The 22919-nt window shown below is 64.6% G+C and carries 20 protein-coding genes; 10 read left to right on the forward strand and 10 right to left on the reverse strand.

All coding sequences use genetic code 11. The annotated features are described in order from the left end of the window. Positions 1-17 precede the first annotated feature (17 nt). A complete protein-coding gene (locus MST27_RS07200) occupies positions 18-1130 on the reverse strand; it encodes a mechanosensitive ion channel family protein (protein ID WP_243605321.1) in 1113 nt (370 codons plus the stop codon). Between the two features lie 270 nt (positions 1131-1400). Here MST27_RS07200 and MST27_RS07205 point away from each other — a divergent pair, with 270 nt between their 5' ends. Next, on the forward strand, positions 1401-1931 hold the full coding sequence (locus MST27_RS07205; protein ID WP_243605397.1) for a ferritin-like domain-containing protein: 531 nt from the start codon (positions 1401-1403) through the stop codon (positions 1929-1931). Positions 1932-1941: 10 nt separating this feature from the next. On the opposite strand, the gene MST27_RS07210 is transcribed toward MST27_RS07205, so the two are convergent. Then, the gene (locus MST27_RS07210; protein WP_243605322.1) at positions 1942-2220 is read right to left on the reverse strand and encodes a DUF1652 domain-containing protein; all 279 of its coding nucleotides are present in this window, start codon (positions 2218-2220) and stop codon (positions 1942-1944) included. Positions 2221-2453: 233 nt separating this feature from the next. Between MST27_RS07210 and MST27_RS07215 the strand changes: the two genes are divergently transcribed. Further along, positions 2454-2774: a hypothetical protein gene (locus MST27_RS07215; protein WP_243605323.1), complete on the forward strand. Its 321-nt coding sequence runs from the start codon at positions 2454-2456 to the stop codon at positions 2772-2774. A gap of 18 nt (positions 2775-2792) precedes the next feature. After that, positions 2793-5357: a DNA ligase D gene (ligD, locus tag MST27_RS07220; protein WP_243605324.1), complete on the forward strand. Its 2565-nt coding sequence runs from the start codon at positions 2793-2795 to the stop codon at positions 5355-5357. A gap of 570 nt (positions 5358-5927) precedes the next feature. On the opposite strand, the gene MST27_RS07225 is transcribed toward ligD, so the two are convergent. Next, a complete protein-coding gene (locus tag MST27_RS07225; RefSeq protein ID WP_275973115.1) occupies positions 5928-6944 on the reverse strand; it encodes an SDR family oxidoreductase in 1017 nt (338 codons plus the stop codon). 313 nt (positions 6945-7257) lie between these two features. Between MST27_RS07225 and MST27_RS07230 the strand changes: the two genes are divergently transcribed. Together MST27_RS07230 and MST27_RS07235 are read left to right on the forward strand one after the other, a co-directional pair. Continuing rightward, positions 7258-9459: an FAD-dependent oxidoreductase gene (locus MST27_RS07230; protein ID WP_243605325.1), complete on the forward strand. Its 2202-nt coding sequence runs from the start codon at positions 7258-7260 to the stop codon at positions 9457-9459. Between the two features lie 80 nt (positions 9460-9539). Next, positions 9540-10469: an AEC family transporter gene (locus MST27_RS07235; protein WP_243605326.1), complete on the forward strand. Its 930-nt coding sequence runs from the start codon at positions 9540-9542 to the stop codon at positions 10467-10469. 48 nt (positions 10470-10517) lie between these two features. Here MST27_RS07235 and MST27_RS07240 read toward each other — a convergent pair whose 3' ends face one another. From MST27_RS07240 to MST27_RS07250, 3 genes are read right to left on the reverse strand one after another with little or no spacing between them, the layout of a single operon-like run. Then, complete coding sequence (locus tag MST27_RS07240; RefSeq protein WP_243605327.1) at positions 10518-11417, reverse strand: helix-turn-helix transcriptional regulator; 900 nt, start codon at positions 11415-11417, stop codon at positions 10518-10520. Between the two features lie 2 nt (positions 11418-11419). Continuing rightward, complete coding sequence (locus tag MST27_RS07245) at positions 11420-12043, reverse strand: nucleotidyltransferase family protein (protein WP_243605328.1); 624 nt, start codon at positions 12041-12043, stop codon at positions 11420-11422. Further along, the gene (locus MST27_RS07250) at positions 12033-12998 is read right to left on the reverse strand and encodes an XdhC family protein (protein ID WP_243605329.1); all 966 of its coding nucleotides are present in this window, start codon (positions 12996-12998) and stop codon (positions 12033-12035) included. The genes MST27_RS07245 and MST27_RS07250 overlap by 11 nt, the downstream gene beginning before the upstream one ends. 91 nt (positions 12999-13089) lie before the next feature. Between MST27_RS07250 and MST27_RS07255 the strand changes: the two genes are divergently transcribed. Next, entirely contained in the window at positions 13090-13869 is a 780-nt protein-coding gene (locus MST27_RS07255) for an alpha/beta fold hydrolase (protein WP_243605330.1), read from the forward strand. A gap of 35 nt (positions 13870-13904) precedes the next feature. Here the strand turns inward: MST27_RS07255 and MST27_RS07260 are convergent, their stop codons facing one another. From MST27_RS07260 to MST27_RS07275, 4 genes are all read right to left on the reverse strand, one after another. Further along, a complete protein-coding gene (locus tag MST27_RS07260; protein WP_243605331.1) occupies positions 13905-14537 on the reverse strand; it encodes a UbiX family flavin prenyltransferase in 633 nt (210 codons plus the stop codon). Further along, positions 14524-15474 carry a LysR family transcriptional regulator gene (locus MST27_RS07265; protein ID WP_243605332.1) on the reverse strand — a complete coding sequence of 317 codons (951 nt, stop codon included), beginning with the start codon at positions 15472-15474 and terminating at the stop codon, positions 14524-14526. Before MST27_RS07265 ends, MST27_RS07260 begins: the two co-directional genes overlap by 14 nt. A gap of 20 nt (positions 15475-15494) precedes the next feature. Next, entirely contained in the window at positions 15495-16937 is a 1443-nt protein-coding gene (locus MST27_RS07270) for an aldehyde dehydrogenase family protein (RefSeq protein ID WP_243605333.1), read from the reverse strand. A gap of 219 nt (positions 16938-17156) precedes the next feature. After that, positions 17157-18593 (reverse strand): UbiD family decarboxylase, encoded by a 1437-nt coding sequence (locus MST27_RS07275; RefSeq protein ID WP_243605334.1) that lies wholly within the window; start codon positions 18591-18593, stop codon positions 17157-17159. Between the two features lie 449 nt (positions 18594-19042). On the opposite strand from MST27_RS07275, the gene MST27_RS07280 reads away from it, so the two are divergent. From MST27_RS07280 to MST27_RS07295, 4 genes are read left to right on the forward strand one after another with little or no spacing between them, the layout of a single operon-like run. Further along, complete coding sequence (locus tag MST27_RS07280) at positions 19043-20026, forward strand: TRAP transporter substrate-binding protein (RefSeq protein WP_243605335.1); 984 nt, start codon at positions 19043-19045, stop codon at positions 20024-20026. A 52-nt stretch (positions 20027-20078) separates the two neighbouring features. Continuing rightward, positions 20079-20651, forward strand: coding sequence for a TRAP transporter small permease (locus MST27_RS07285; RefSeq protein ID WP_243605336.1), 573 nt, complete (start codon positions 20079-20081; stop codon positions 20649-20651). Between the two features lie 3 nt (positions 20652-20654). Further along, positions 20655-21917, forward strand: coding sequence for a TRAP transporter large permease (locus MST27_RS07290; RefSeq protein ID WP_243605337.1), 1263 nt, complete (start codon positions 20655-20657; stop codon positions 21915-21917). A 57-nt stretch (positions 21918-21974) separates the two neighbouring features. Beyond that, positions 21975-22733, forward strand: a complete 759-nt coding sequence (locus MST27_RS07295; RefSeq protein ID WP_243605338.1) for an SDR family NAD(P)-dependent oxidoreductase — start codon at positions 21975-21977, stop codon at positions 22731-22733. The last annotated feature ends 186 nt before the right edge of the window (positions 22734-22919 follow it).

Raw genomic sequence — 22919 nt, forward strand, 5'->3', positions numbered from 1 at the left:
CGCCATCTTGCGGCGCGTCACACGGGCGGCTGGCGCTCCGGCTCGACGTGGTCAGGGGTTGAGCGATCCACCGCTTGCTTCTGGCCCACGCTGAGGTCGGCGCGCAGCTGCGGCAGGCATTGCGGATACTGGCGCTGGATGAAGCCGATCAGGTTTTCGCGCAGATGACAGCGCAGATCCCAGTTGCGCGAAGAGTCCGGCGAGCTGACCAGCACACGCAACTGGATGGATTTTTCGCTGGTGTCGGTCACCTGCAGCACGATGACACGACCGTCCCACAGCTCTGGCACCTCCTGACACAGCCGTCGTAATTCCTCGCGCAGGGGTTCCAGCGGGAGGGAGTAGTCCACCCAGAAAAATACCGAGCCGATGATGCTGGAGTTGCGTCGCGTCCAGTTCTGGAAGGGTTTCTCGATGAAGTACTGCAGGGGCACCACGAGACGGCGATCATCCCAGATCCGCACGATGACGTAGGTGCCGGTGATTTCCTCGATCCGCCCCCACTCGTTTTCGACGATCACGACATCGTCCAGGCGGATCGGCTGGGTAATGGCGATCTGCATCCCGGCGATGAGGTTACCCAGCACTGGGCGGGCGGCGAAACCGACGGCCAGGCCGGCCAGGCCGGCAGAGGCGAGGAGGCTGGCACCGAACTGCCGTGCACCCGGAAAGGTCATCAGCATCCCCGCGGCACCGATGAGCAGGATGAAGAAGCTCAGCGTACGCAGCAGCACCCGAGACTGCGTCTGGATTTGCCGGGCCCGGAGGTTGTCGGTCACATCCACCGGGTTCTTCAACCGTATGGCCTGTTCGACGCCGCGCAGCAGTCTCATCGCCAGCCAGGTGAAACAGCCGATGATCAACAGCAGGGTCAGGCGCCGTGCCAGCGGGACGAGGGCAAGGTCGCCGCTGGCGGCCGTGAGTACCGCCTGCAGACCCAGCAGCGGCAGCAGCACCCGGACGGGCTTTTCCAGTTGCTCGGAAACGGCTTTGGTAAAGAGGAAACCGCGCCCCAGGCGCATCATGATGGCAGTCAGCACGCGGCTGAACACGCTGAGCAGAAGCACCACCACGGTCGCCGCGACCAGCACGCGCAGCGCTGGCTGGGTGATGTAATTCTCCCACTCCATCAGGAAAGCGAAGGATTCGATAATACTGCTCCCATCCAGGTTCGAAGGCAGGGAGCGTGCCGGAACACGCTCGTCTCGCTCGTGTGCCTGGCGCCACGGGCCGTTGCCGTACCGCTTGTGCCGGACCCTAGCTGATGACTGGGCTCACTCCGCAAAGTTCACGGCGCAAGGGTGTCGTACGCACTCATCGGGTGATTGGAACTCCTGCTGGTCCACCGCTTTCCACCTAACAAGGGCCGAGAGCTCATGACCACTTGGGAGATCAACACCATGCAGAGTGCACAAACCGGTAACGACATCCGTATCGAACGACTGATCGAATGGCTGCGTGATGCCCACGCCATGGAGGCTCAGGCCGAAACCATGCTGAACAAGCAAGCCAGCCGCATCGAGCACTATCCGGATCTCAAGGCGCGCATTGAGCAGCACATTCAGGAAACCCAGAACCAGGCCAAGTTGATCGAAAGCTGCCTGCAGCGTTACGACAAGTCCTATTCAGGCTTCAAGGACCTTGGCGGCAAGATGATGGCAATGGGGCAGGCCATGGGCGGAATGATGGTCAACGACGAGATCGTCAAGGGCGCGCAGATGGGCTACGTGTTCGAGAACCTGGAAATCGCGTCCTATGAAATTCTCATTGCCGCCGCCGAGGCGGTAGGCGATACCGAAACGAAAGAGATCTGTACGCGCATCCTGGGTGAGGAGGTCGCCATGGCCGAGTGGATGCGCAGCCATCTCGCGCAGCTGACCCAGGCCTACCTGACCCGGGCCGAGACGCCCCATACCGAGGCCAAGCGCTAGAGAAAGGTCGTTAGCCGCCGGCGCTTTTGGCCGGCGGTGCGGCGAGCATGGCGCTGCGGGTCGCATGCAGCTCGAAACGGAGCTCCTGGGCCAACCGGATCAGGTCGTCGGCGTTCTGACATTGCTCATCGGTAATTCCGAAAACGGTGAGTTGCTCGGCGTCGTCGTGCTCGTCATAGAGCCGTACGGTGACGCGGCTTTCATCCTGAACCTGACAGTCGCAACGGAAGGGCTGGAGTTGATCACGAAGGATATTTTCTATGGTCAACAAAGGTAGACGTGAAGCCATGGCCTTTTCCTCCCGCTGTCAGTTGTCACAACCCGCCTCGCTTCGCGGTTCCGTTGGCAGCTCGGCAAATATGAACGCTAGCAGGCTGTGTTTGGTTGTAAACACCCCGTCGGCTGAACGTTCTGCGGCTCGTGGACGCATGCCGGACGCGTAGGAGGGCCAAAACCCTTGGATTTCAGACAGCTAGCGCCTGATTCACGCCAAATGGGCGAATGCCAGAATGGAGAACGATCATGAAAAAAGTCATTGCAGCCGTAGCGCTCACCGGAGTGTTCACCGGGGCGGCATTTGCCCAGTGGCCCGCCGGCACGCCTGAATCGGAGCGGGGCGCCCGGCCGAGCCCGATGGGCAACCCCACCCCACAGGAAGAGGTCGAGACACGTACGGATAGGCAGGGCAGAACGGTCACCGAGGACGGCAAGCCCGTGAAAACGCTCAAGGGCAGTGAGGCGGACGTGGACGAATCGGCAGACGATCCGTCGGTCGAGCCGGGCCGGCACTCCAGCCACGGCGGCCCGACAGACAGCGCCTCGGACCCCGGCGAAATCGAATAAGCCGTCGGGAGGCGTGCCATGGCCCTCGATGAGTACAACCGCAAGCGCGACTTTTCCGCCACGCCCGAACCGGGCGCCAGCAGTGGGTCGAAACGCCGCAAAAAGGGCGCGTTGCAGTACTGCATACAGAAGCACGACGCCACGCGCCTGCATTACGACTTTCGCCTGGAGCTGGACGGCACGCTGAAAAGCTGGGCAGTGCCCAAGGGCCCCTCGCTGGACCCGAAGTCCAGGCGCCTGGCCGTGCACGTCGAGGATCACCCACTGGAGTACGCCACCTTCGAAGGGACGATTCCCGCCGGCCACTACGGTGCCGGTGACGTCATCGTCTGGGATCGCGGCGTCTGGATGCCTGAGGGCGATCCCGAGGACGGCTATCGCAAGGGCAAGCTCAAGTTTCGCCTCGAAGGTGAGAAGCTCAGCGGCAGCTGGAACCTCGTCCGGACCCGCATGGACGGCGGCAAGGAGCAGTGGTTTCTGATCAAGTCCAACGACGAAGCCGCGCGGCCCGAGGCCGAGTACGACATCGTTCGCGAACTGCCGGACAGCGTCCTCAGCGAGCGGACACTGATCCCGCGCAAACGAGGCAAGACCGAGGCCACGACGCCACCGAAACCGATCAGAAAGCCCGCGGCGCGGCGTCGCCAGGACAGTGACCAGACGCTGCTCGGCGCCAAGCCGGCTGCCCTGCCCGAGCAATTCAAGCCGCAGCTGGCCACTCTGGTCGAGTCGGTCCCCGACGGCGACTGGCGCTACGAGATCAAGTTCGATGGTTACCGGATCATGGCTCGTATCGATTCGGGCAAGGTGCAGTTGTTCACCCGCAACGGGCACGACTGGACGGCCAAGATGCCTCAGCAGGCCGAGGCGCTTGCCGGGCTGGGACTCGAGTCCGCCTGGCTCGACGGCGAAGTGGTGGTGCTGGACGAGCAGGGCACGCCAGACTTTCAGGCCCTGCAGAACGCCTTCGAGGCGGGCCGTAGCGGCCAGATCGTCTACTACCTGTTCGACGTTCCCTATCTCAATGGCCACGACCTGCGCGAAGTACCGCTCGAGGCCCGCCGCGCCGCCCTGGGCGCGCTGCTCGAGGCGAACGAGAGCGAATTGCTGCGCTTCTCCGCGGACTTCAGCGAAGACCCGGAAAGCATGCTCGAAAGCGCCTGCCAGATGCGCCTCGAGGGGCTGATCGCCAAGCGCGCCGGAAGCGGATATGTGTCTCGGCGCAGCAGCAGCTGGATCAAGATCAAATGCAAGAATCGCCAGGAGTTCGTCATCGTCGGCTACACCGATCCCCAGGGCGCACGTAGTGGGTTCGGGGCGTTGCTGCTCGGGTTGCATGACGACAACGGCAAGCTGCATTACGCGGGCAAGGTGGGCACCGGCTTCAATCAGGCCACGCTGAAGAGCCTGCACGCCAAGCTCGAACCGCTGAAGGTCGACAAGCACCCGCTCGACAAGGCACCACCCGCCGCTGACGTGCGCGGTGCGCACTGGCTGAAACCGGAGCTGATGTGCGAAGTCGCCTACGCCGAGATGACGCGTCAGGGCGTCGTTCGTCACTCGGTATTCCATGGGCTGCGCAACGACAAGCCGGCCGAGGCTATCACCCATGAGCGCCCGGCCAGCCGGGGCCGCTCCCGGGCGACCCCCTCTGCAGCCGAGCGCCCAGCCGGCAAGATCAAGATTTCCAACCCGGAACGGATCATCGACGCCTCCATCGGAGCGACCAAGATGGACCTGGTGCGCTATTACGCGGAGGTTGCGCCTTGGGCGCTGCCGCATCTGCACCAACGCCCGCTGGCGCTGGTGCGCGCCCCGGAAGGCATCGCCGGCGAGCTGTTTTTCCAGAAGCATGCCGAAAAGCTGAGCATCCCCCATATCAACCAGCTGGACCCCGCGCTCTATCCCGAACACGCCGCGCTCATGACCATCGAGAGCCCTGAAGCACTGGTCGGCGCGGCGCAGATGGGCACCATCGAGCTGCACGTCTGGAATGCCGTGGCCCCTGCGCTGGATCATCCGGATCGCTTCGTCCTCGACCTCGACCCGGACCCGGCCCTGCCCTGGAAGCGCATGATCGAAGCCACGCAGCTGACCCAGACGCTGCTGGACGAGATCGGCCTGCGGTCCTTCCTGAAGACCAGTGGCGGCAAGGGGCTGCACGTCGTGGTTCCGCTCGAGCCGGTGCATGGCTGGGCCGACGTGAAGGCTTTCAGCCAGGCGATCGCGCAGTACATGGCCAAGCTCATGCCGCAGCATTTTTCAGCTGTGAGCGGGCCGAAGAATCGTATCGGGCGCATCTTCATCGACTATCTGCGCAACGGGCAGGGCGCGAGTACGGTGGCGGCCTATTCGGTCAGGGCGCGCGAGGGGCTGGGTGTGTCGGTGCCGATCCATCGCGATGAGCTGGCCGAACTCAAGGGCGCCAACCTCTGGACGATCCGCAACCTGATCCCGCGCCTGGAAGAGCAGGGCGGTGATGACCCTTGGGCGACGATCGCAGAAACGCAGCAGAAGATCACCGCGCAGATGCGTGAACAGCTGGGTATGAAAGCTGCCGGTCGGGCCACGACGGGCGACTGACTTCGCCCCTACAGGTACACGGCCCGACTGGTTAGCGGACCTGTAGGGCCGAATTTATTCGGCCAGCGGAGTACGGGTTTCGACCCGGTGCCAGGTGGACCATGTTGGGCGAATAAATTCGCCCCTACGGTGCGGCCCGACCGGTTGGCCGACCTGTAGGGCCGAATTTAATTCGGCCAGCGGAGTACGGGTTTCGACCCGGGGCCGGGTGGGACCATGTTGGGCGAATAAATTCGCCCGCAGGGTGCATGCGGCCCGACCGGTCGACAGGCCGGTAGGGCCGAATTTATTCGGCCAGCGGACTACGGGTTTCGGCACGGTGCCGGGTGGGACCATGTTGGGCGAATAAATTCGCCCGCATGGTGCATGCGGCCCGACCGGTCGACAGGCCTGTAGGGCCGAATTTATTCGGCCAGCGGAATACGGGTTTCGGCACGGTGCCGGGTGGGACCATGTTGGGCGATAAATTCGCCCCCACGGTGCGGCCCGACCGGTTGGCAGGCTGTAGGGCCGAATTTATTCGGCCAGCGGGGCATGAGGCGACCCCGCTGCCGCGCTGCCACCTGATCGTCAAGGCTGACCGTTGCCGCCGGATGCGCCGAACACTTGCCCGGTGACGTAGCTGGCCTCGGTCGAAGCCAACTGTACGTAAAGCGGGGCAATCTCTGCCGGTTGGCCGGGGCGCCCCATGGGCGTGTCCTTGCCGAAGGTCTTGAGGTTCTCCATGGTTTGCCCACCCGCCACCTGCAGCGGCGTCCAGAACGGCCCGGGCGCGACGGCGTTCACGCGGACGCCCTTCTCGATGAGCTGTTTGGCCAACCCCTTGCTGAAATTCACGATGCCAGCCTTGGTCATCGAGTAATCCAGCAGGTTGACCGGCGGATCGTAGGTCGTCACCGACGAGGTGTTGATGATCGCCGACCCTGGCGGCATGTGCGGCACCGCGGCCTTGGTGATCCAGAACATGGCGTACAGGTTGGTCTTCAGCGTCCAGTCGAACTGTTCGTTGCTGATGTCGAGGATCGACGCGTGACTCTGCTGCCGCGCGGCGTTGTTGACCAGAATGTCCAGGCCGCCCAGTTGCTCGACGGCCTGGTCGATCAGGCGGCGGCAGAAGCCTTCATCGCGAATGTCGCCGGGCAGCGCCACAGCCTTGCGGCCGGCCTGACGAATCAACTCGACAACGGCCTGAGCATCCGGCTCCTCGTCAGGCAGGTAGTTGATCGCAACGTCCGCTCCCTCGCGTGCATAGGCGATGGCAGCGGCGCGGCCGATGCCGGAGTCCCCACCGGTGATCAGCGCTTTGCGCCCGGCCAGGCGGTTGCTGCCCTGGTAGCTGTCTTCGCCGTGATCGGGGCGGGGCTCCATGTCACGGGCGAGCCCGGGCCATGGCTGTTTCTGCTCCTTGAACGGGGGCTGCGCGTAGAGCTGGGTGGGATCACGCATCGGGGCGGGGTTGTTCGATGCGGGCGCCGCGCCGGAAGAAGATTGCGCAAACACGGGTGTCGCCACGCCTGCTGCGAGTGTGGCGGCCGCGCCCTGGATGAGCAGGCGGCGGCGCGAGGGGTTATGGTCGTCCGATTGCATCGGGGCCTCCAATCAGATGATGGCGGTCCGCTCGCCGGGATCGGGTTCGTTCCTGGAAAGCTACAGGGTCGTAACCGCTGTGGCATGGGTGTAGACGATTCGCCCTTTTCAAACGTTCAGCCCCGATGACGACCGGGTTGATCTGACGCTGACGATCACCTTGGCCGGAACACTGGCGCGCCGGAAGGTTCGAACCTAGGCACCCCGACGAGAGCCGTAACTTGACCTACCCATTTCGAACCGCCGCCTCACCGGATCGCGCCGCGTCGCGCCCGGACCGTGGCGCTTGCGCTGACCGCAGGGCAGGGCGCGCATGAAGCTGACACGAATCCTGATCGTCCTGGCCTTCGTCGTCGGGGCGGTCTGCTTTTTCTGGTTCGATCTGGGTGAGTACCTGACGCTGGAGACCATCCAGTCGCGCAGTGGCGCGCTCAGGGATCAGGTCCAGGCGCATCCCTGGTGGGCGGCGACCGTGTTCTTCACGGCTTACGTTGCGCTGACCGTCCTGTCATTTCCCGGCACGGTGGTGCTGACCATCCTGGCCGGGGCGCTGTTCGGGTTGCTCGGCGGCACGTTGCTGGTGTCCTTCGCCAGTAACCTGGGTGCGCTGATCGCGATGCTCATCAGCCGTTTCCTTCTGCGTGACTGGGTTCAGCGACGATTCTCCAAACAGATCGCCAGCATCAACCGCGGTCTGGAGCGGGATGGCGCCTTTTACCTGTTTTCCCTGCGGCTGATTCCCATCGTTCCCTTCGTCCTGCTGAATCCGGCGCTGGGGCTGACGCGCGTTGGCATCTGGACCTTCTGGTGGACGACTCAGGCCGGGATGCTGCCCGGTAACGTCGTCTATGTGAATGCCGGGTTGCAGCTGTCGCGCATCCGCGAGATCTCAGACATCCTATCGCCGAGCATGATCGGCACCCTGGTCCTGCTCGCCGTGTTCCCCTTGGCGGCTACGCGGCTCTTGACGCTGTACAAGGCTCGCAAGGCATTTCGCGGCTGGAGCAAACCCAAGGGCTTCGATTACAACCTGCTGGTCATCGGCGCGGGCAGCGGAGGGCTTACTGCCGCACGCATTGCCGCGTCGTTGAAGGCGCGGGTCGGGCTGGTCGAGCGTGGGCAGCTCGGCGGTGCCGCTCTGCACAGCGGCAGCGTGCCGGCTCGGGCGCTGATGCGTGCGGCAAACATGACCCACGCCCTGCGCCGAGGCGACACGCTTGGAGAGGGGCAGTGTCCGGACGTCGATTTTGCCAAGGTGATGCGGCAGGTGCGGCACACGCTCGGTGAAGCGCAGGCGCGCGTGACGGTCGATGCCTATGAAGAAATGGGCGTGCGGGTGCTTGAAGGCGAGGCGCGTCTGACCTCGCCCTGGACGGTGGAGGTCGGCGATCGTGCCATCTCCACACGTGCCGTGATTCTGGCAACCGGCAGCCACGCTTATCTGCCACCGATCCCGGGGATCGATGAGGTCGACCCGTTGACCTCCGAAAACCTCTGGGAGCTGCAGGAGCGCCCTGATCGGCTGCTGGTCCTTGGCAGTGACGGAAATGCCTGCGAGCTGGCCCAGGCGATGCAGCGGCTGGGTTGCCAGGTGACCATGGTGTTCGAGCAGGAGCAATTGCTCGAGGGCTTCGAGCCGCAGGCACGCCAGGCCATTGCCGAGGCGCTGGAGGCCGACGGCGTCCGGTTGCTGCCGCAACACAGCGCAGAGCGATTCGAACGGGCAGGGGCATCGCATCGGTTGATCTGTGCAGCGGGTGAGGGCGGGGCCAGCCCGGCGGTCGACTTCGATCGCGTGCTGATCGCGCTCGGTCGTCAGGCCTGTCTCGACGACCTGGGGCTGGATACGCTTGGCTTGAGCACCCGTGAAGACGGCAGCCTGGAAGTGGACGAGTACCTCGCCACGCGTTACCCCAACATCTACGCCGTGGGCGCCGTCGCGGGACCGGACACCACGACGCACGAAGCGGCGCACCGGGCAGGATTCGCCACGAGAAACGCCTTGTTTTCGGGGCTGCGGCGTGTGGCGGTCAGCGACAGGGTGGTGCCGAGGGCCGCCTATACGTCGCCCGAAGTCGCCATGGTCGGCCTGACCGAGGAGCAGGCTCAAGCCGTGCAACAGGAGTACGAGGTCACCCTGATTCCGCTCGAAAGCATGGCGACGGCTTATCTGAGCGCGGGTAACCGGGGTTTCGTCAAGGTGTTGACCGACCAGGGCCGTGACCGGATTCTCGGCGCCACCTTCGTCGGCGATGGTGCCAGCGAGGCCTTGGGCGTCCTGGTGGTCGCGATGAAGCACAAACTCGGTCTCAACAAGTTGCACAAGGTCGTGCACCTTAACCCCACGCTGGCCGAAGCGAGCGTCGCCGTCGCCGAAGCATGGCGCCAGGCGCACGGTGCGAAGCGCCCGTTGGCCTGGTCCGAGCGGCTGCAGCGCTGGCGTCGTGGCAAGGCGAATCGACAATCGCACACTAATGGCGACGCCGAGGCCAAACAACCCAACACGGCCGTCTAGCGAACCGGGGCGTCGCGTATGCTCAGCGATGGGTGCAGCTTCGCGCCTGACCCTCCGGCAAACCTCGATCAAGAAGACCGATGCTTTCCATCCTCGCCATCACCGCGCCCATCTTCATCCTGATCGCCATTGGCTTCGTTTCCAGCCGGGCAGCGCTGGTTAGCCGGGACCAGGTCGCCGGGATGGGGCGCTTCGTGATCACCTTGGCGCTGCCGGCACTGGTCATACGCGCGCTACTCGAACGGCCGTTGCACGAGGTGATTCACTGGAATTACCTCATCGGTTACGGGCTCGGTTCGTTACTGATCTTCGGGCTGGGTTACGCCTTTGCGCGCCTGGTTCGCAAGGACAACCTCAGCGGCAGCGCTCTGGCGGGCCTGGGCATGTCGGTCTCTAATAGCGGTTTCGTCGGCTATCCCATCGTCGTGCTGGTCGTCGGCGGTCCTGCCGCGGTGGCGCTGGCCCTGGGCATGATGATCGAGAATGCATTGCTGATTCCCCTGGCGCTGACGCTGGCCGAACTGGGCCAACAGAACGGCGGCAATGTCGGTACGGCTTTGCTCGGCACGCTGCGCAATCTGGTCCGTCATCCGGTGCTGATCGCAATCGTCCTGGCACTGCTGATGGCCACGCTCGACGTCAGGCCGCCGACATTCGTCATGCGCGCGATCGACATGCTGGCGCAGGCGTCGGCGCCCGTCGCGCTGTTCGTCATTGGTGCCAGCCTGAACGGCCTGAAGCCGGGCGGCATGGCGCTCGACGTGGGGCAATTGCTGATTGGCAAACTCATCCTGCATCCGTTGCTGGTATGGCTGTGTTTCAGTCTGCTGCCGATATCCGACCCGGCACTGAGAACCGCCGGGGTGCTGATGGCTGCTGCACCGATGATGAGCATCTATCCGATTCTCGGTGCGCGCTATGGTCTGGAACAACGCTGCGCTGCAGGGCTGGTGGCCGCGACAGTGATGTCGTTCCTGAGCATCAGTGCGTTCGTGTGGTTGATGGCGTGAAGGTGCAGGGCTGCAGATCCGCCGTGCCTACTCCGGCCAATGAGCTCCCTATTTGCTGAGACGTGTCGGGAGTGAGCAATCAATGATTGAGCCATCGCATGCGTCATAGCTATCGACCACCCGTCGATACTGGCTTGGAGACGCACCGATGTGCTGGCGAAAAAAACGCGTGAAGTGTCCTTGCTCTGAAAAGCCCAGTAACTCGGCAAGCTGACCGAGGGTGCCGCTGCGCTCGTGTTCCAGCCAGATGAAGGCTCGCCGCATGCGCGCGTCGTTAACCACGAGCGTCGGCGTCATTCCGGTGTCCTGCCGGAACAGGGTGAAGAAATGCGCGCGCGAAAGCCCGGCGGCCTGCGCCGCATTGGTCAAGCAGTCCGGGTCATCGAGGTGGGTCTGCAGATAGTCGCAGGCGCGGCGGATGCGCGCATCACGAAAACCTTGGCGAACCTGGGCGCCAAGGCGGCGCAGTTGCTTCCACTGCGAATAGTCCTCGATCAGCTCGATGAGGAAGTCGAACAGCAGAAACTCGATGCGCTCGCGCGGCACCAGGCCAACGCTGCAGGCCTCCGCGATCAGCTGGTCGGCCATCGTCCGGTTCTTGCTGCTGAGCTCAATGCTCGGTTGGGAGAAGAACCCCGGGTGGGCGCTCAGCGCCAATGACTGCTGGGCATCGGCGAGCCAGGCCGGCTCTATGTACAGCGCCAGGATCTGCGTCTGCGCGGCACCGGGTTGGAAATCGTAGTAGTGCGGTTGCCAGGCATTGACCAGCACCGCACTGCGGTCGGTCAGCGGTACCTGGCGGCCGTTGACGTTGAAGAAGGTGTCGGCACCCGAGGCCTTTATCAGCACATGGCACTCATGATGCGAGTGGGTAACCAGCGGACGGTCCATGTCGAGTAGGGCAACTCGCCCAAACTTACCGTGGAAAACGCGTTGTGCGGTGGACATCGCTAGCTCCTTACGGGTAGGCGGGTGGAAGGAGCGGCGGGCGCCATGCGCTCGTCGAGGTCGGTCGGATGGTCGACGTCCTGCAGGATGCCAGGGTCGTCGACCGACAGCCGTAGGTAGTGAGCGGCATTACGGCTGATCAGACGGCGCGCACCCTCATCGCCGTCGAGTGCACACAGGGCCGGCCAGAAGGCGCGGCCGAACACCACCGGATGACCTGGCTGGTCAGCATGCCATGGTTGCACGATCCGTTGGTCGTCGGCCGCGCCGATCACCTGCGCATAGGTTTGGGGGCGAATCCAGGGCATGTCACCGAGCAGCACCGCAAGGGCATCGCCCGGGTGGGCTGACAGGGCTGCGACGCCTGCGGCGAGACTGGCACCCAGGCCACGCTCGGCGTGCGGTGTGCGCAGGACCCTTACTTGCGGCGGCAGGTGCAGGTCATCGAGCGTCTCGCCGGCACGTATGACCACCAGCAACTCGTCGAACGTGGCCGCGGCATTGGCAAGGCTTGCTTCCAGCAGTGTCCTGCCGTCAGCCAGGCGTGCCCGGCGCTTGTCGGCACCAAAGCGCCGGGCGGCGCCAGCGGCCAGTAACAGGCCTGCCACCTTCGTTTCAGAGCGCATCGCGGGCCTTGCCGTGGTAGACCCGCAGCACATCGGCGACTACCGACAGGGCGATCTCGGCGGGCGTCCTACTGCCGAGATCCAGGCCAATCGGCATGCGGATGCGGGCGATCTGCTCGGCCGCCAGACCGCCGACCCGTGCCAGGCGCTCGGCTCGCCGTGCGGACGTCTGCCGCGAGCCCATGGCGCCGATGTAGAAGGCCGGTGTGTGCACCGCTTCCATCAGCGCCAGATCGTCGATGCGCGGGTCATGGGTGAGGGCGACCACCGCGGTGGCCTCGTGGCAATTGCCGGCGGCGATGAACTCCGATGGCATCACCCGATGCACGCGTACCCCGTCGAGCGGGCGTTCATGCATCTCTTCGCGCGGATCGCAGGCGATCACTTCGCAGCCGATGGCACGGGCGAAGCTGGCACAGTATTCGGCCACCGGTGAGAGCCCAGCGAGGATCAGGCGCAGCACCGGTCCGATGCGCACCCGCGCCCGCTCGCCATCCAGCTGAGTCACCTCGCCACCGCGGTCGGCCACCAGGGCGAAGGCGCCGCTGGTGAGGTCGAGGTCACGGACCAAGCGGCGCTGGCCGAGCAGGGCGTCGTACAAATCCTGCAGGTGGTCAGCCCAGGCCTCGTCCGGGGCGCGATGCTCGACCAACACTTGCAGCACGCCGCCACAGGGCAACCGCAGCCGGTGGCGTTGGTCGTCGCTCTCGCCGTAGCGAACGATCTGCGTTGGCGCACGCAGCTCGCCGTCGGACAGCGCTTCGAGGAACGCCTCTTCCACGCAGCCGCCGGAGAGCGATCCGACGAACTGGCCGTCGTTGCGCGCCACCAGCATGGCCCCCGGCCCGCGCGGCGCCGAGCCGTAGGTGGAGAGCACGGTGCATAGCCAGACGGCGCGCCCCTCGCGGCCCCACTTTAAGGCGGTTTCTACCACCTGAAGGTCAAGTTGGCGCATTGTCAGAGTCCCCATAACGACGGATGCGGTCGCCGGTGGCGCCGCGCAAATCGGTTAACCTCCGAGCCCCAGTCACACGGGCCCGTACTCCATGACGCACCGACACTACCTCGAAACCGAGGCCGCCAGGCTCGAATACCAGCTCCTGCGCCCGGCCCGTTCGACCGGCCCTACGCTCGTCTTGTTGCACGAGGGCCTCGGCAGCCTCGCGCTGTGGAAGGACTTCCCGGTTCAGCTGGCCGAGGCCTGCCAGGCGCCGGTGCTGGCGTACAGCCGGCAGGGCTATGGTCAGTCCAGTCCGGTGTCCCTCCCGCGGCCGCTCGATTACCTGAGTGTGGCCGGGCCTGACGAGCTCGAACGTGTGCTCGATGGCCTCGGGCTGGATCAGGTGGTGCTGATCGGACACAGCGACGGCGCCTCCATCGCGCTCGCCTATGCGGCCCGCCAGGACCCGCGCGTGCGGAGCGTGGTGGTGCTGGCGCCGCACGTCGATGTCGAGCCGGCCAGCGTCGAGGGCGTGCGGCTCACGGTGAAGGCCTACGCCCGCGGCGATCTGCGCGAACGCCTGCATGCCTATCATGGCGACAACCTCGACGGCGCCTTCCTGGGCTGGAGCGAGGCCTGGCTGAACCCCGCATTCACCGCCTGGAACCTGCACCGGGAGCTGTCGTGTATCCAGGTGCCGCTGCTCGCCATTCAAGGCCGCGAGGACGAATTCGCCACCGCGGCGCAGCTTGAGACTATCGCTCGCACGGTCAGCGGACCCTGTCGGACGGTGATGCTTGCGCACTGCCGGCATTTCCCGCAGAACCAGGCTCGCCCGCAGGTGCTCGAGCTGATCAGCGAGTTCCTGGCGGCCTTGGCCCAGTGACGATGGCGGTGTCTGGCAGGCGGCCGGCATGCCCTTCAGCGCTCGCGGATCGTCATCTCGACTTCGTCGAGCGTGGGGAGGTCTTCCGGTGTCTCGCGCCAGCGTCGGACCACACCGAGTTCGATGTCTAACAGGTCGAGCACGCGGCCGAGGGTGTGGTCCACCATCTCCGCCAGCGATGCCGGCTTGGCATAGAAGGCCGGCACCGGCGGAGCGATGATGGCGCCGAGTTCGGCCAGCTCGGTCATGGTGCGCAGGTGGTTTCGGTGCAGCGGCGTCTCGCGCACCATCAAGACCAGGCGCCGGCGTTCCTTGAGGATCACGTCGGCGGCGCGGGTCAGCAAGGTGGACGTCACGCCACTGGCGATTTCAGACATCGTACGCACGGAGCAAGGCGCGACGATCATGCCCATGGTCTTGAAGGAGCCGCTGGCGACGGCCGCTCCGATGTCTTGGTTGGAGTAACACACAGTGGCCATCGGCTTGAGCTGCGACCAGGAAAGCCCTGTCTCGTGGGAGAGCGTAATCAGTGCCGACTTGGACACCACCAGGTGGGTCTCGATTGGGGTGTCGCGCAGCAGCTCCAACAGGCGTACCCCGTAGATCGCGCCGGACGCGCCGGAAATGCCGATGACGAGCCGCTGCGGGCGGGGACTAGCTGTGTTCATTTTCTGCATCCTGTAGTGCGCCTTCCTTGTAGAAATGGATGGCGTTGAGCGCGGTGCCCAGTGTCTTGCTGATGATGTCGATGAAGAGGGTCGCCGCCGGGGTCAGCGGGCGACGACTGTCGTGCACGCAGACCATGCGCCGGGTGATGCCCGGGGCGGCCAGGGGATAGGCCCGTAGCGCCCCATCCTCGAGGCCACGCTGCAGCACCGTGGCCGGTAGGACGCTGATCCAGTCGCTGCGGCGCAGGAAACTCTCGATCACCGTCAAGTCGTCTAGCTCCAGGTGCGGGGATAGGTCCAGGCCCTGCGCGGCGAGCGCCTGGTCGATGACCATGCGTAGGCCGTGTCGGCGCGAGGGCAGCACGAGCTTCAGCTCGCCCAACGCGGCAAGCGGGATAGGCGTGGGCAGGCGAAGACGGGTCGTAGCCCCGGTCGCCACCAGCAGTTCCTCGTCGAGGATGTCCCGGCGGTGCAGGTGTTCCTGCTGGAAGCTCTGGTTGATCACCGCGAAGTCCAGTGCGCCGGACAGCACCCGGTCGATCAGATCCTGGCTGTAGCCGTAGCTGACCTGCATTTCGACGTCCGGATGATGCTCAACGAAATAGGCCAGGGTGCTGGCCAGCGCCTGGTTGGCGGCCGAGGCGATCAGGCCGGCGTTGATCCTCCCTCCGATCTTGCCGCTGCGGTCGATCAACGTCTGCCGCGCCTCGAGCAGCTCGCCGAGGATCGGCATGAAAAGGCGATAGGCCTGCACACCGGCCTCGGTCGGCGTCATGCCCTTGGGTGTGCGCTCGAACAGGGGCTGGCCGAGTTCTTCTTCCAACTTGGCGATCTGCATCGACAGGGCCGGCTGGACGATGTTCAAGCGCTGCGCCGCCTTGGTCACAGACCCTTCTTCGTACAGACAGGTGAAGTACTTAAGCTGGCGCAGTTCCATATCGACCTCGACATGTCGGTCTACAGGGGTCCGACATTCTGGTAGACGTGCTTGAGCTCTGTAAAATCCAGCAGCGCGTCGTAGCCGTGCAGCCGACCCAGCCCGCTCCGGCGATAGCCGCCAGTTTCCGCTTCGGCGAACAGCTTGTTGTGGTCGTTGATCCACACCGTGCCGTTGCGCAACGCCCGGGCCAGGCGCAGCGCCCGAGCGCCGTCGGAGGTCCAGACGCTGGCAGAGAGGCCGAACTCGGTATGGTTGGCACGGTGTACCGCCTCGATGTCGTCTTCGAACGTCTCCAGTACCAGCAGCGGGCCGAAGATCTCTTCCTGGCAGAAGAAGGCTCCGCTGTCCTGGTGGGCGATCAACGTCGGCGACAGAAAGGCGCCGCTGTCCGGCATACCGCTCGGTCGTCCTCCGGCCAGCAGCACCTCGTCGCAGCTGTCCATCGATTCGCGAATGCGCTGGTCGACGAGTTCGCGCGAGCGCAGGTCGATCAGCGGCCCCATCTGCGTGGCGGCTTCGAGACCGTGCCCCAGACGGATCTCGGCCAACGCAGCAGTCAGTGCTTTCTTCATCTCCGTCGCGCGGCTGGCATGCACCAGCACGCGGCGGGCGGCGGTGCACTGCTGGCCGGAGATGATGGTCGCGGCGGCTGCCAGCTTCGGCGCCACCGCGGCGATGTCGGCATCTTCCAGCACTAGGCAGCAGGACTTGCCACCCAGCTCCAGCGACAGTTTCTTCATGGTCAGTGCGGCGTCCTGCATGATCCGCGTGCCGGTTGCCGTCGAACCAGTGAAACTGAGCACGTCGACCTCCGGTGTGGCGACCAGGTAGGCGGCGCCGGCATGACCGGTCTCGGCGAACAGGTTGACCACGCCCGGCTCGAGGGCCGGCAGCTCCAGCAGCGGCTCGAGGAAGGCGGCATTGAACAAGGTGGTCTGCGGCGCCGGCTTGACCACGCAGGTGCAACCGGCGGCGAGTGCTGGCGCCAATGCCCGGACCAGCAGCACCGCCGGGGCGTTCCAGGGAATGATCAGCGCGGCCACGCCGGCCGGTTCGCGCAGCATGGTGGAGAATTCACCCGGCGCGACCTCCAGCACGTGGCCGGGATTGTGTCGCGCCAGCCCGGCGTAATAGAGGATTTCCGAGATGGCACCGCCGATCTCGCCACGGGACTGTGCCAACGGCTTGCCGTTTTCGCGTGTGAGCAGCTGCGCCAGTTCGTCCTGACGGGACTTCAGCGCGGTCGCCCAGTCGAGCATGACCTGCTGGCGCAGGCGCGGATTCTGCGCCCATTGGGGGTTCTTGAAGGCGCGTGCGGCCGCCTCGACGGCGTAGCGCGCCTGGGCTTCGCCGCCGTCGGCGAAGCGGCCGCGGGGTTCGCCGTTGGCCGGGTCGAGGCTATCGGACCACTCGCCATCGTCGCACCACTGGCCCTCAATGAAATGTCGTGCCTGCTGCATCTCGATCTCCTGTCCGGCAAAGCTGCTGGTGCTTGTTTTTCAGCTGTGCGCAAGGGCTCCTGGCCGTTGCTTGTCCTGCCCTGAACGTGTGGCGTTTCGGGACCGGCACCTTGTAGGGCGGGTAGCGCCGGTGTATCGCCTGGACGCTTTCGCGTCGAGAGAAGGCGAGCCCTGCGAATGACCTTCGGGCCGTTCGCGCGGCGCGTTACCCACAGTCGATCAGCCGTTGTGCGACTGGCCGAACAGGTGTTGCCAATCGGCGCCGGCCGGCTGGGCGACCGCGGTGAGGTCGACCTCGGCTTCGCCCGGCACGCGGATACGCTTGAAGCGCATCGGCGGCGCCGACAGCGGCACAGTGGCGTCGAAGCCCATCTTCGAACCGACACCGTCACGGGTCGACGGATCGAGTTTGGAACCCTGCGATTCGTGAATCAGCACCAGGTCGCGGTCGGCCTGGAAGCGAGTGGCCACTGCCCACTCGACTTCGGTGGGGTCGTGGATGTCGACGTCGGTGTCGACCACCACCACATGCTTGATATCGTAGTGGCCACCGAGCGCGCCAAGAATGATGTTTTTCGCCTCGCCTTCGGAGCGTTTGTCGATCTGCACGTACAGGTGGTAACGGCACACACCGCCACGCGCCAGATGCACGTCGCGCACCGAAGGGAAGCTGCGGCGCAGGTGCGCGAGCATCGTCGCTTCGCGCGGAATGCCGCCCAGCAGCAGGTGCTCCAGACCGCCCCCCACGATGGTATGGAACATCGGTGCCTGGCGGTGGGTAACGGCATCGACTTCAATCACGTGGCGCTCGGCGCGCTCACCGTAGTACTGCGGAAACTCGCCGAACGGGCCCTCTTGCTCGCGGGTGTTGGCCAGCAACCGACCCTCGATGACGATTTCCGCCTCGGCCGGTACGCGAATACGGTTGGTCAGGCACTTGGCCACTGGCAGCGGGCGGCCATGCAGCGCGCCGGCAATCTCCAACTCGTCGTGGTCTATCGGCACGATGGCCTGCGAGGCCATCAGCGTGAGCGGATCGCAACCGATCACCACGGCCACTTCCAGATCTTCATTCTCGCGCTCGGTTTCCTGAAAGAATGCAAGTGCATGCCGGGGCAGCAGCAAAGCACCGAGACGGTTCGGTCCACTCACCTGCAGGCGATGGATGGACACATTCTGCACCCCGGTACGCGGGTTGCGGGTGATCAGCAAACCAGCGGTGATGTAGGCGCCACTGTCGTGTTCGTTGTGCGTCGGGATCGGCAACTGGGTCAGCAGATCGACGTCGCGGTGCACCACTTGCTGGCAAGGTGCGTCGTCGGTCAACGCCCAGGGCAACGGCTCCAGGCTGGCGTGCTCGAAGCGGGCAAGCACCTGGCTGGGCTCGACGCCCATCGCCTCGGCCATCCACTGCCGATCCGAGAGCAAGCCGGAGATCACCGGGATGTCATGCCCGCCGGGCTGCAGGAACAGCGAAGCACTTTGACCGTCCAGGCGGTTGGCGATCGCCGCGACACCAAAGCGCAAATCGGTACCCGGACGGATGACGCTCAGTCGCTGGGTTTGCTGCAGATGGTCCAGCCAGCCGCGCAGGCTGGCGCCGACCGGCAGAGCCGTGGGCGTGGAAGCGGCCGAAGAGGAGTGCATGGGCGGCATGGCGAATTCTCTCGTGGTTATTGTTTTGGCCATGCTAGGAGCGTCGCCAACGTCTGCCTATTAAGCTTTTCTGATGCAGCCCATCAGTGCCAACGATGCCTCGCTAGTTCTAACGAAAGTTGCTGGCGATGCTGGAATTCAAATTATTAGAAGTCTCAAGGGCGCATCTTCACCCCCATAACGATCGCTGATCCGACGCATCATTATTCCCTAATGGCTGCATTGTCCGTCCTTGGGCTAGGGTCCGGAATACACCCCGTTCCGCTGGCCGGCACCAATCTTCCAAATGGCCAGCTTGGCGGTGGAACAACAGGTTCTTTGTACAAAGTGCTGTGCGGTGCTGAGCGAAATGGCAAGTAAGTTCGGTCGCGCCCCACGGTGTCGCCTGCTTGATTCTGCCTTCGAAGAAGTTGCTTTAAACGAGCCTTACAACAACAAAAAGGTGAGCCATGAAAAAAGCGACAAGACTGCTGTATACCCTCTGTTCGATCGTCGGTTTGGTCTTCAGCGCGGGTGCGATGGCCAAGGATCTGCGCATGGGGCTGATCGTGCCGGGCTCGCATGCCTGGTCGCAGGCGGCGCAGGCCATGGGTGATGAGCTAAAGGAGCGCTCCGGCGGCAAGTACAACGTCATTGTCTTCCCTGCCGGCCAGCTTGGCAGCGAGGCACGCATGCTCCAGCAGCTGCAGACCGGTGCGCTGGACATGGCCTTCATGACCACCGCCGAGGTCGCCAACCGAGTGCCGGATTTCGGCGCACTGTTCGCCCCCTATCTGGTGCATGACGTGGTCCAGGCCGGTCAGCTGCTCAACGGGCCGGCCGCTCAGGGCATGCTGAACCAGCTACCGGCCAAGGCCGGGGTGGTCGGGCTCGGTTACGGTGTCGCCGGCATGCGGCTGATGCTCAACGCCTTTGCGACCGACAACGTCGGCGCGATCGATGGCCGCAAGATCCGCATCACGCCGTTTCCACCGGTGCAGGATTTCTACCGCCTGCTCGGGGCTGCCTCGACGCCGATGCCGGTCACAGACGTGTACGACGCACTCGCCAACGGTCAGGTCGATGGCGTCGATGCAGACCTTGAGCTGATCTGGAAATTGCGCCTGTACGAGCGCGCCAAGACCGTGCTGCAGAGCAACCACATGATGTTCCCCGTGATTGGCCTGATGTCGGGGCGCGTGTGGGCGCAGATGCCGGAAGACGACCGTTCGATGATCCGCACGCTCACCCGCAAGCATCTCGACAGCCTCAGCGCGCACTACGCCAAGTCCGAGGCCGACACCCAGGCCAGCATCGAGCAGGCCGGCGTGAAGGTGACGCCGGTGGGCCCCGAGTTCTTCGGTGACACGCTTGCGCAGTGGGAAGCCATCTGGCTGAAAAAGGCACCGGTGCTCGCCGACCTGCGTCGCGAAGCGGCCAGCCTGAAGCGGTGATGTCGAGCCTCGCGCTAGCGGGGCGTCCCGGAGTGTTCCTGCGGAGGTGCTTATGATTCGGGCGCTGAGTGATGCGATCAGCCGCGGCGAACGCGCCGCATTGCGTGTGTTGGTACTGGTGCTGCCACTGATGGTCCTGATCAACGTGGCCGGGCGTGCGCTCAAGTCACCGATCTTCTGGCTCGACGAGCTGGCGGTACTGATGATGGTCTGGCTGGCGATGCTCGGCCTGTCGGTGACCCTGCGGAGCCGTGAAGCGGTGGCGGTGACGCTGCTCACCGACGCCGTGCCGGCGGGTCTGGGCAAGCTGCTGCGCTGCGCCGCGGACCTGGTCGTGCTCGGCTTCGCCTTGGCCATGCTGGTGCTTTGCTACCTGTGGTTCGATCCGGTGACGCTGTGGCGTAGCGGGTTCGACTTCGACGCGTTCTCGGCCGAGTCCTTCAACTTCGTTTACCAGGAGCCGACCGCGACGTTGGGTGTGCCCAAATTCTGGTTCTGGCTGATCCTGCCGCTGGTGGCCTTCACCAGTGCCATTCATGCACTGGCCAACTTGCTCGACAGCCTGCGCGCGCCCTTTCCGGTGCCGGGCAGCGAGTCCGCGGCAGCCGTCGGTTCGGGGGAATAGAACATGGTCATTGGACTCTTCACTGTGCTCCTGTTCATAGGCGTGCCGATTGCGTTGGTGCTGGCCGTCAGCGCCATGGCCTACATCCAATCCAGTGGCAACGGGGTGTTGTTCCTGTCGTATCCGCAGCAGTTCTTCGGTGGGCTGGACAACTACGGGCTGTTGGCCATTCCGTTGTTCATGCTGGTGGGCGAACTGATGAACGAGGGCGGCATCACCCGCCGCCTGGTGGCATTCGCTTCGGTGTTCCTTGGCTCGGTCCGTGGCGGCCTGGCCTACATCAATATCCTCGCCAACATGATGCTGGCCTCCATCGTCGGATCGGCCAACGCCCAGGTGGCGGTGATGGCTCAGGTCATGGTGCCGGAGATGCACCAGAAGGGCTATGACCGCAATTTCGCCACCGCGACTACGGCTGCCGGAGCGCTGCTGGCGCCGGTGATTCCGCCGTCGATGCTGTTCGTGATCTTCGGCGTGCTGGCGCAGATCTCCATCGGCGACCTGTTCATTGCCGGCATCGTCCCCGGCCTGCTGATGGCCGGCGGTTTCATTCTTGTGATCGCGCTGCTCGGCTTCTTCTACCAGTACCCGCCGAACGAGCGCCTGACCCGCGCGCAGGTGTTGCACAACTTGGTCGGCAGCCTGCCGTCGCTAAGCGTGCCGGCGGTGATGATCGGCAGCATCATCGGCGGTATCGCTACACCGACCGAGGCCGCAGCGGTCGGCGCGGCTATGGCGGTGCTGGTCGGGCGTTTCGCCCATGGCGAGATGAAGGCCGAACGAATGGGCGACATGCTCCTGCGCGTCGGAATCAACAGTGCGGTGGTGCTGGCGTTGGTCGCAGCGGCCGCAGTGTTCGGCTGGGTCATCGTCTACGAGCAGATTCCGCAGCAGCTCGGCGCCATCATGCAGGGCATGACCGATGACCCGTTCATTTACATGCTGCTGCTGATCGCACTGCTGCTGGTGGTCGGCATGGTGATCGACGGCATTGCCGCGCTCATCCTGCTGGTGCCGATCGTGCTACCCGTGGCCGAATCGGTGTACGGCATCAACGCGTACCACCTGGGCGTGGTGATGTGCATCAACCTCACGCTAGGCCTGCTCACCCCGCCAGTAGGCGCGGCGCTGTACGTCGCCTCGCGTGTCACGGGCTGCCGGCCGGGCGAAATCATGCGGCCATTGCTGCCGTTCCTGCTGGTCACCCTGCTGGTGATGGTGCTGATCTCCTGGCAGCCGGGTTTGGTGACCGCGTTCATTTCATGAGACCTACAAGGTCGCAACGCTAGCCCGACCATCGGCCGGGCCTGACTGGAGACGTCTATGAATCGTATGAAAGACAAGGTAGTGATCGTCACTGGAGCGGCACAAGGCATCGGCGCAACGTACGCGCGGGCGCTGGCCACCGAAGGGGCGCGTATCGTGGTGGCCGACGTTTTGGACGGCACGCCTCTGGTCGCCGAGCTAGAGAGCATGGGTGCCGAGGCCATGGCCGTGACGACCGATGTGGCCGACGAAACGTCCGCGACCATCATGGCGGGCGCCGCGATGGAACGCTTCGGACAGATCGATGTGCTGGTCAACAACGCGGCGATCTACGCCTCGCTAAAGATGAAAGCGTTCGAGGACATCGACCTCGGCGAGTGGGACAAGGTGATGGCGGTCAACGTGCGCGGACCTTTCATCTGTGCGCGCGCTGTGGTGCCGTACATGAAGGCGCGCGGCTATGGGCGGATCATCAACATCTCATCGGGCACACCGTTCAAGGGTACGCCGAACCTCTTGCACTACGTCACCTCGAAGGGTGCCGTGCTGGCACTGTCCCGTGCCATGGCGCGCGAACTTGGAGACTTCGGTATCGCCGTGAATACCTTGGCGCCCGGGCTGGTGTTGAGCGAGGGCGTGGTGGCCAACGCCGAAATGCGCGAGCGGTTGACCGCCCCGGTGATTGCGAGCCGGGCCATCAAACGTGACCAGACGCCAGATGACCTCATCGGCCCTTTGCTGTTCTTGGCCTCGGACGACAGCGCCTTCATGACCGGTGAGACGGTAGTCGTGGACGGCGGGTCGGTGATGCACTGAACGGGGGTATGCCCGCCGGTGAGTCCGGCCACGATGTAGGCGCGACCTTGGTCGCGAAGGACCCGCTGACGTGGAAGCCTGTTCGCCGTCAAGACGTGGCGTCCCCGACCGCTCCCACCGGGCGCGGCACGGCCCCGTAGGGTGGAAAACCGCGCCAGCGTTTTCCACCAGCGCGCCTCCCTCAAG

Origin of the sequence: Stutzerimonas marianensis (genome assembly GCF_022810315.1) — a bacterium.
Lineage (GTDB): Bacteria > Pseudomonadota > Gammaproteobacteria > Pseudomonadales > Pseudomonadaceae > Stutzerimonas > Stutzerimonas marianensis.

What these genes read in the sequence shown, in the direction of transcription:
- MST27_RS07200 (WP_243605321.1), bottom strand. Translation starts at nt 1,130, where the DNA reads ATGGAGTGGGAGAATTACATCACCCAGCCAGCGCTGCGCGTGCTGGTC.
- MST27_RS07275 (WP_243605334.1), bottom strand. Translation starts at nt 18,593, where the DNA reads ATGCCGCCCATGCACTCCTCTTCGGCCGCTTCCACGCCCACGGCTCTG.
- MST27_RS07295 (WP_243605338.1), top strand. Translation starts at nt 21,975, where the DNA reads ATGAATCGTATGAAAGACAAGGTAGTGATCGTCACTGGAGCGGCACAA.
- MST27_RS07245 (WP_243605328.1), bottom strand. Translation starts at nt 12,043, where the DNA reads ATGCGCTCTGAAACGAAGGTGGCAGGCCTGTTACTGGCCGCTGGCGCC.
- ligD (WP_243605324.1), top strand. Translation starts at nt 2,793, where the DNA reads ATGGCCCTCGATGAGTACAACCGCAAGCGCGACTTTTCCGCCACGCCC.
- MST27_RS07250 (WP_243605329.1), bottom strand. Translation starts at nt 12,998, where the DNA reads ATGCGCCAACTTGACCTTCAGGTGGTAGAAACCGCCTTAAAGTGGGGC.
- MST27_RS07240 (WP_243605327.1), bottom strand. Translation starts at nt 11,417, where the DNA reads ATGTCCACCGCACAACGCGTTTTCCACGGTAAGTTTGGGCGAGTTGCC.
- MST27_RS07210 (WP_243605322.1), bottom strand. Translation starts at nt 2,220, where the DNA reads ATGGCTTCACGTCTACCTTTGTTGACCATAGAAAATATCCTTCGTGAT.
- MST27_RS07280 (WP_243605335.1), top strand. Translation starts at nt 19,043, where the DNA reads ATGAAAAAAGCGACAAGACTGCTGTATACCCTCTGTTCGATCGTCGGT.
- MST27_RS07230 (WP_243605325.1), top strand. Translation starts at nt 7,258, where the DNA reads ATGAAGCTGACACGAATCCTGATCGTCCTGGCCTTCGTCGTCGGGGCG.
- MST27_RS07285 (WP_243605336.1), top strand. Translation starts at nt 20,079, where the DNA reads ATGATTCGGGCGCTGAGTGATGCGATCAGCCGCGGCGAACGCGCCGCA.
- MST27_RS07290 (WP_243605337.1), top strand. Translation starts at nt 20,655, where the DNA reads ATGGTCATTGGACTCTTCACTGTGCTCCTGTTCATAGGCGTGCCGATT.
- MST27_RS07225 (WP_275973115.1), bottom strand. Translation starts at nt 6,944, where the DNA reads ATGCAATCGGACGACCATAACCCCTCGCGCCGCCGCCTGCTCATCCAG.
- MST27_RS07205 (WP_243605397.1), top strand. Translation starts at nt 1,401, where the DNA reads ATGCAGAGTGCACAAACCGGTAACGACATCCGTATCGAACGACTGATC.
- MST27_RS07260 (WP_243605331.1), bottom strand. Translation starts at nt 14,537, where the DNA reads ATGAACACAGCTAGTCCCCGCCCGCAGCGGCTCGTCATCGGCATTTCC.
- MST27_RS07265 (WP_243605332.1), bottom strand. Translation starts at nt 15,474, where the DNA reads ATGGAACTGCGCCAGCTTAAGTACTTCACCTGTCTGTACGAAGAAGGG.
- MST27_RS07235 (WP_243605326.1), top strand. Translation starts at nt 9,540, where the DNA reads ATGCTTTCCATCCTCGCCATCACCGCGCCCATCTTCATCCTGATCGCC.
- MST27_RS07255 (WP_243605330.1), top strand. Translation starts at nt 13,090, where the DNA reads ATGACGCACCGACACTACCTCGAAACCGAGGCCGCCAGGCTCGAATAC.
- MST27_RS07270 (WP_243605333.1), bottom strand. Translation starts at nt 16,937, where the DNA reads ATGCAGCAGGCACGACATTTCATTGAGGGCCAGTGGTGCGACGATGGC.
- MST27_RS07215 (WP_243605323.1), top strand. Translation starts at nt 2,454, where the DNA reads ATGAAAAAAGTCATTGCAGCCGTAGCGCTCACCGGAGTGTTCACCGGG.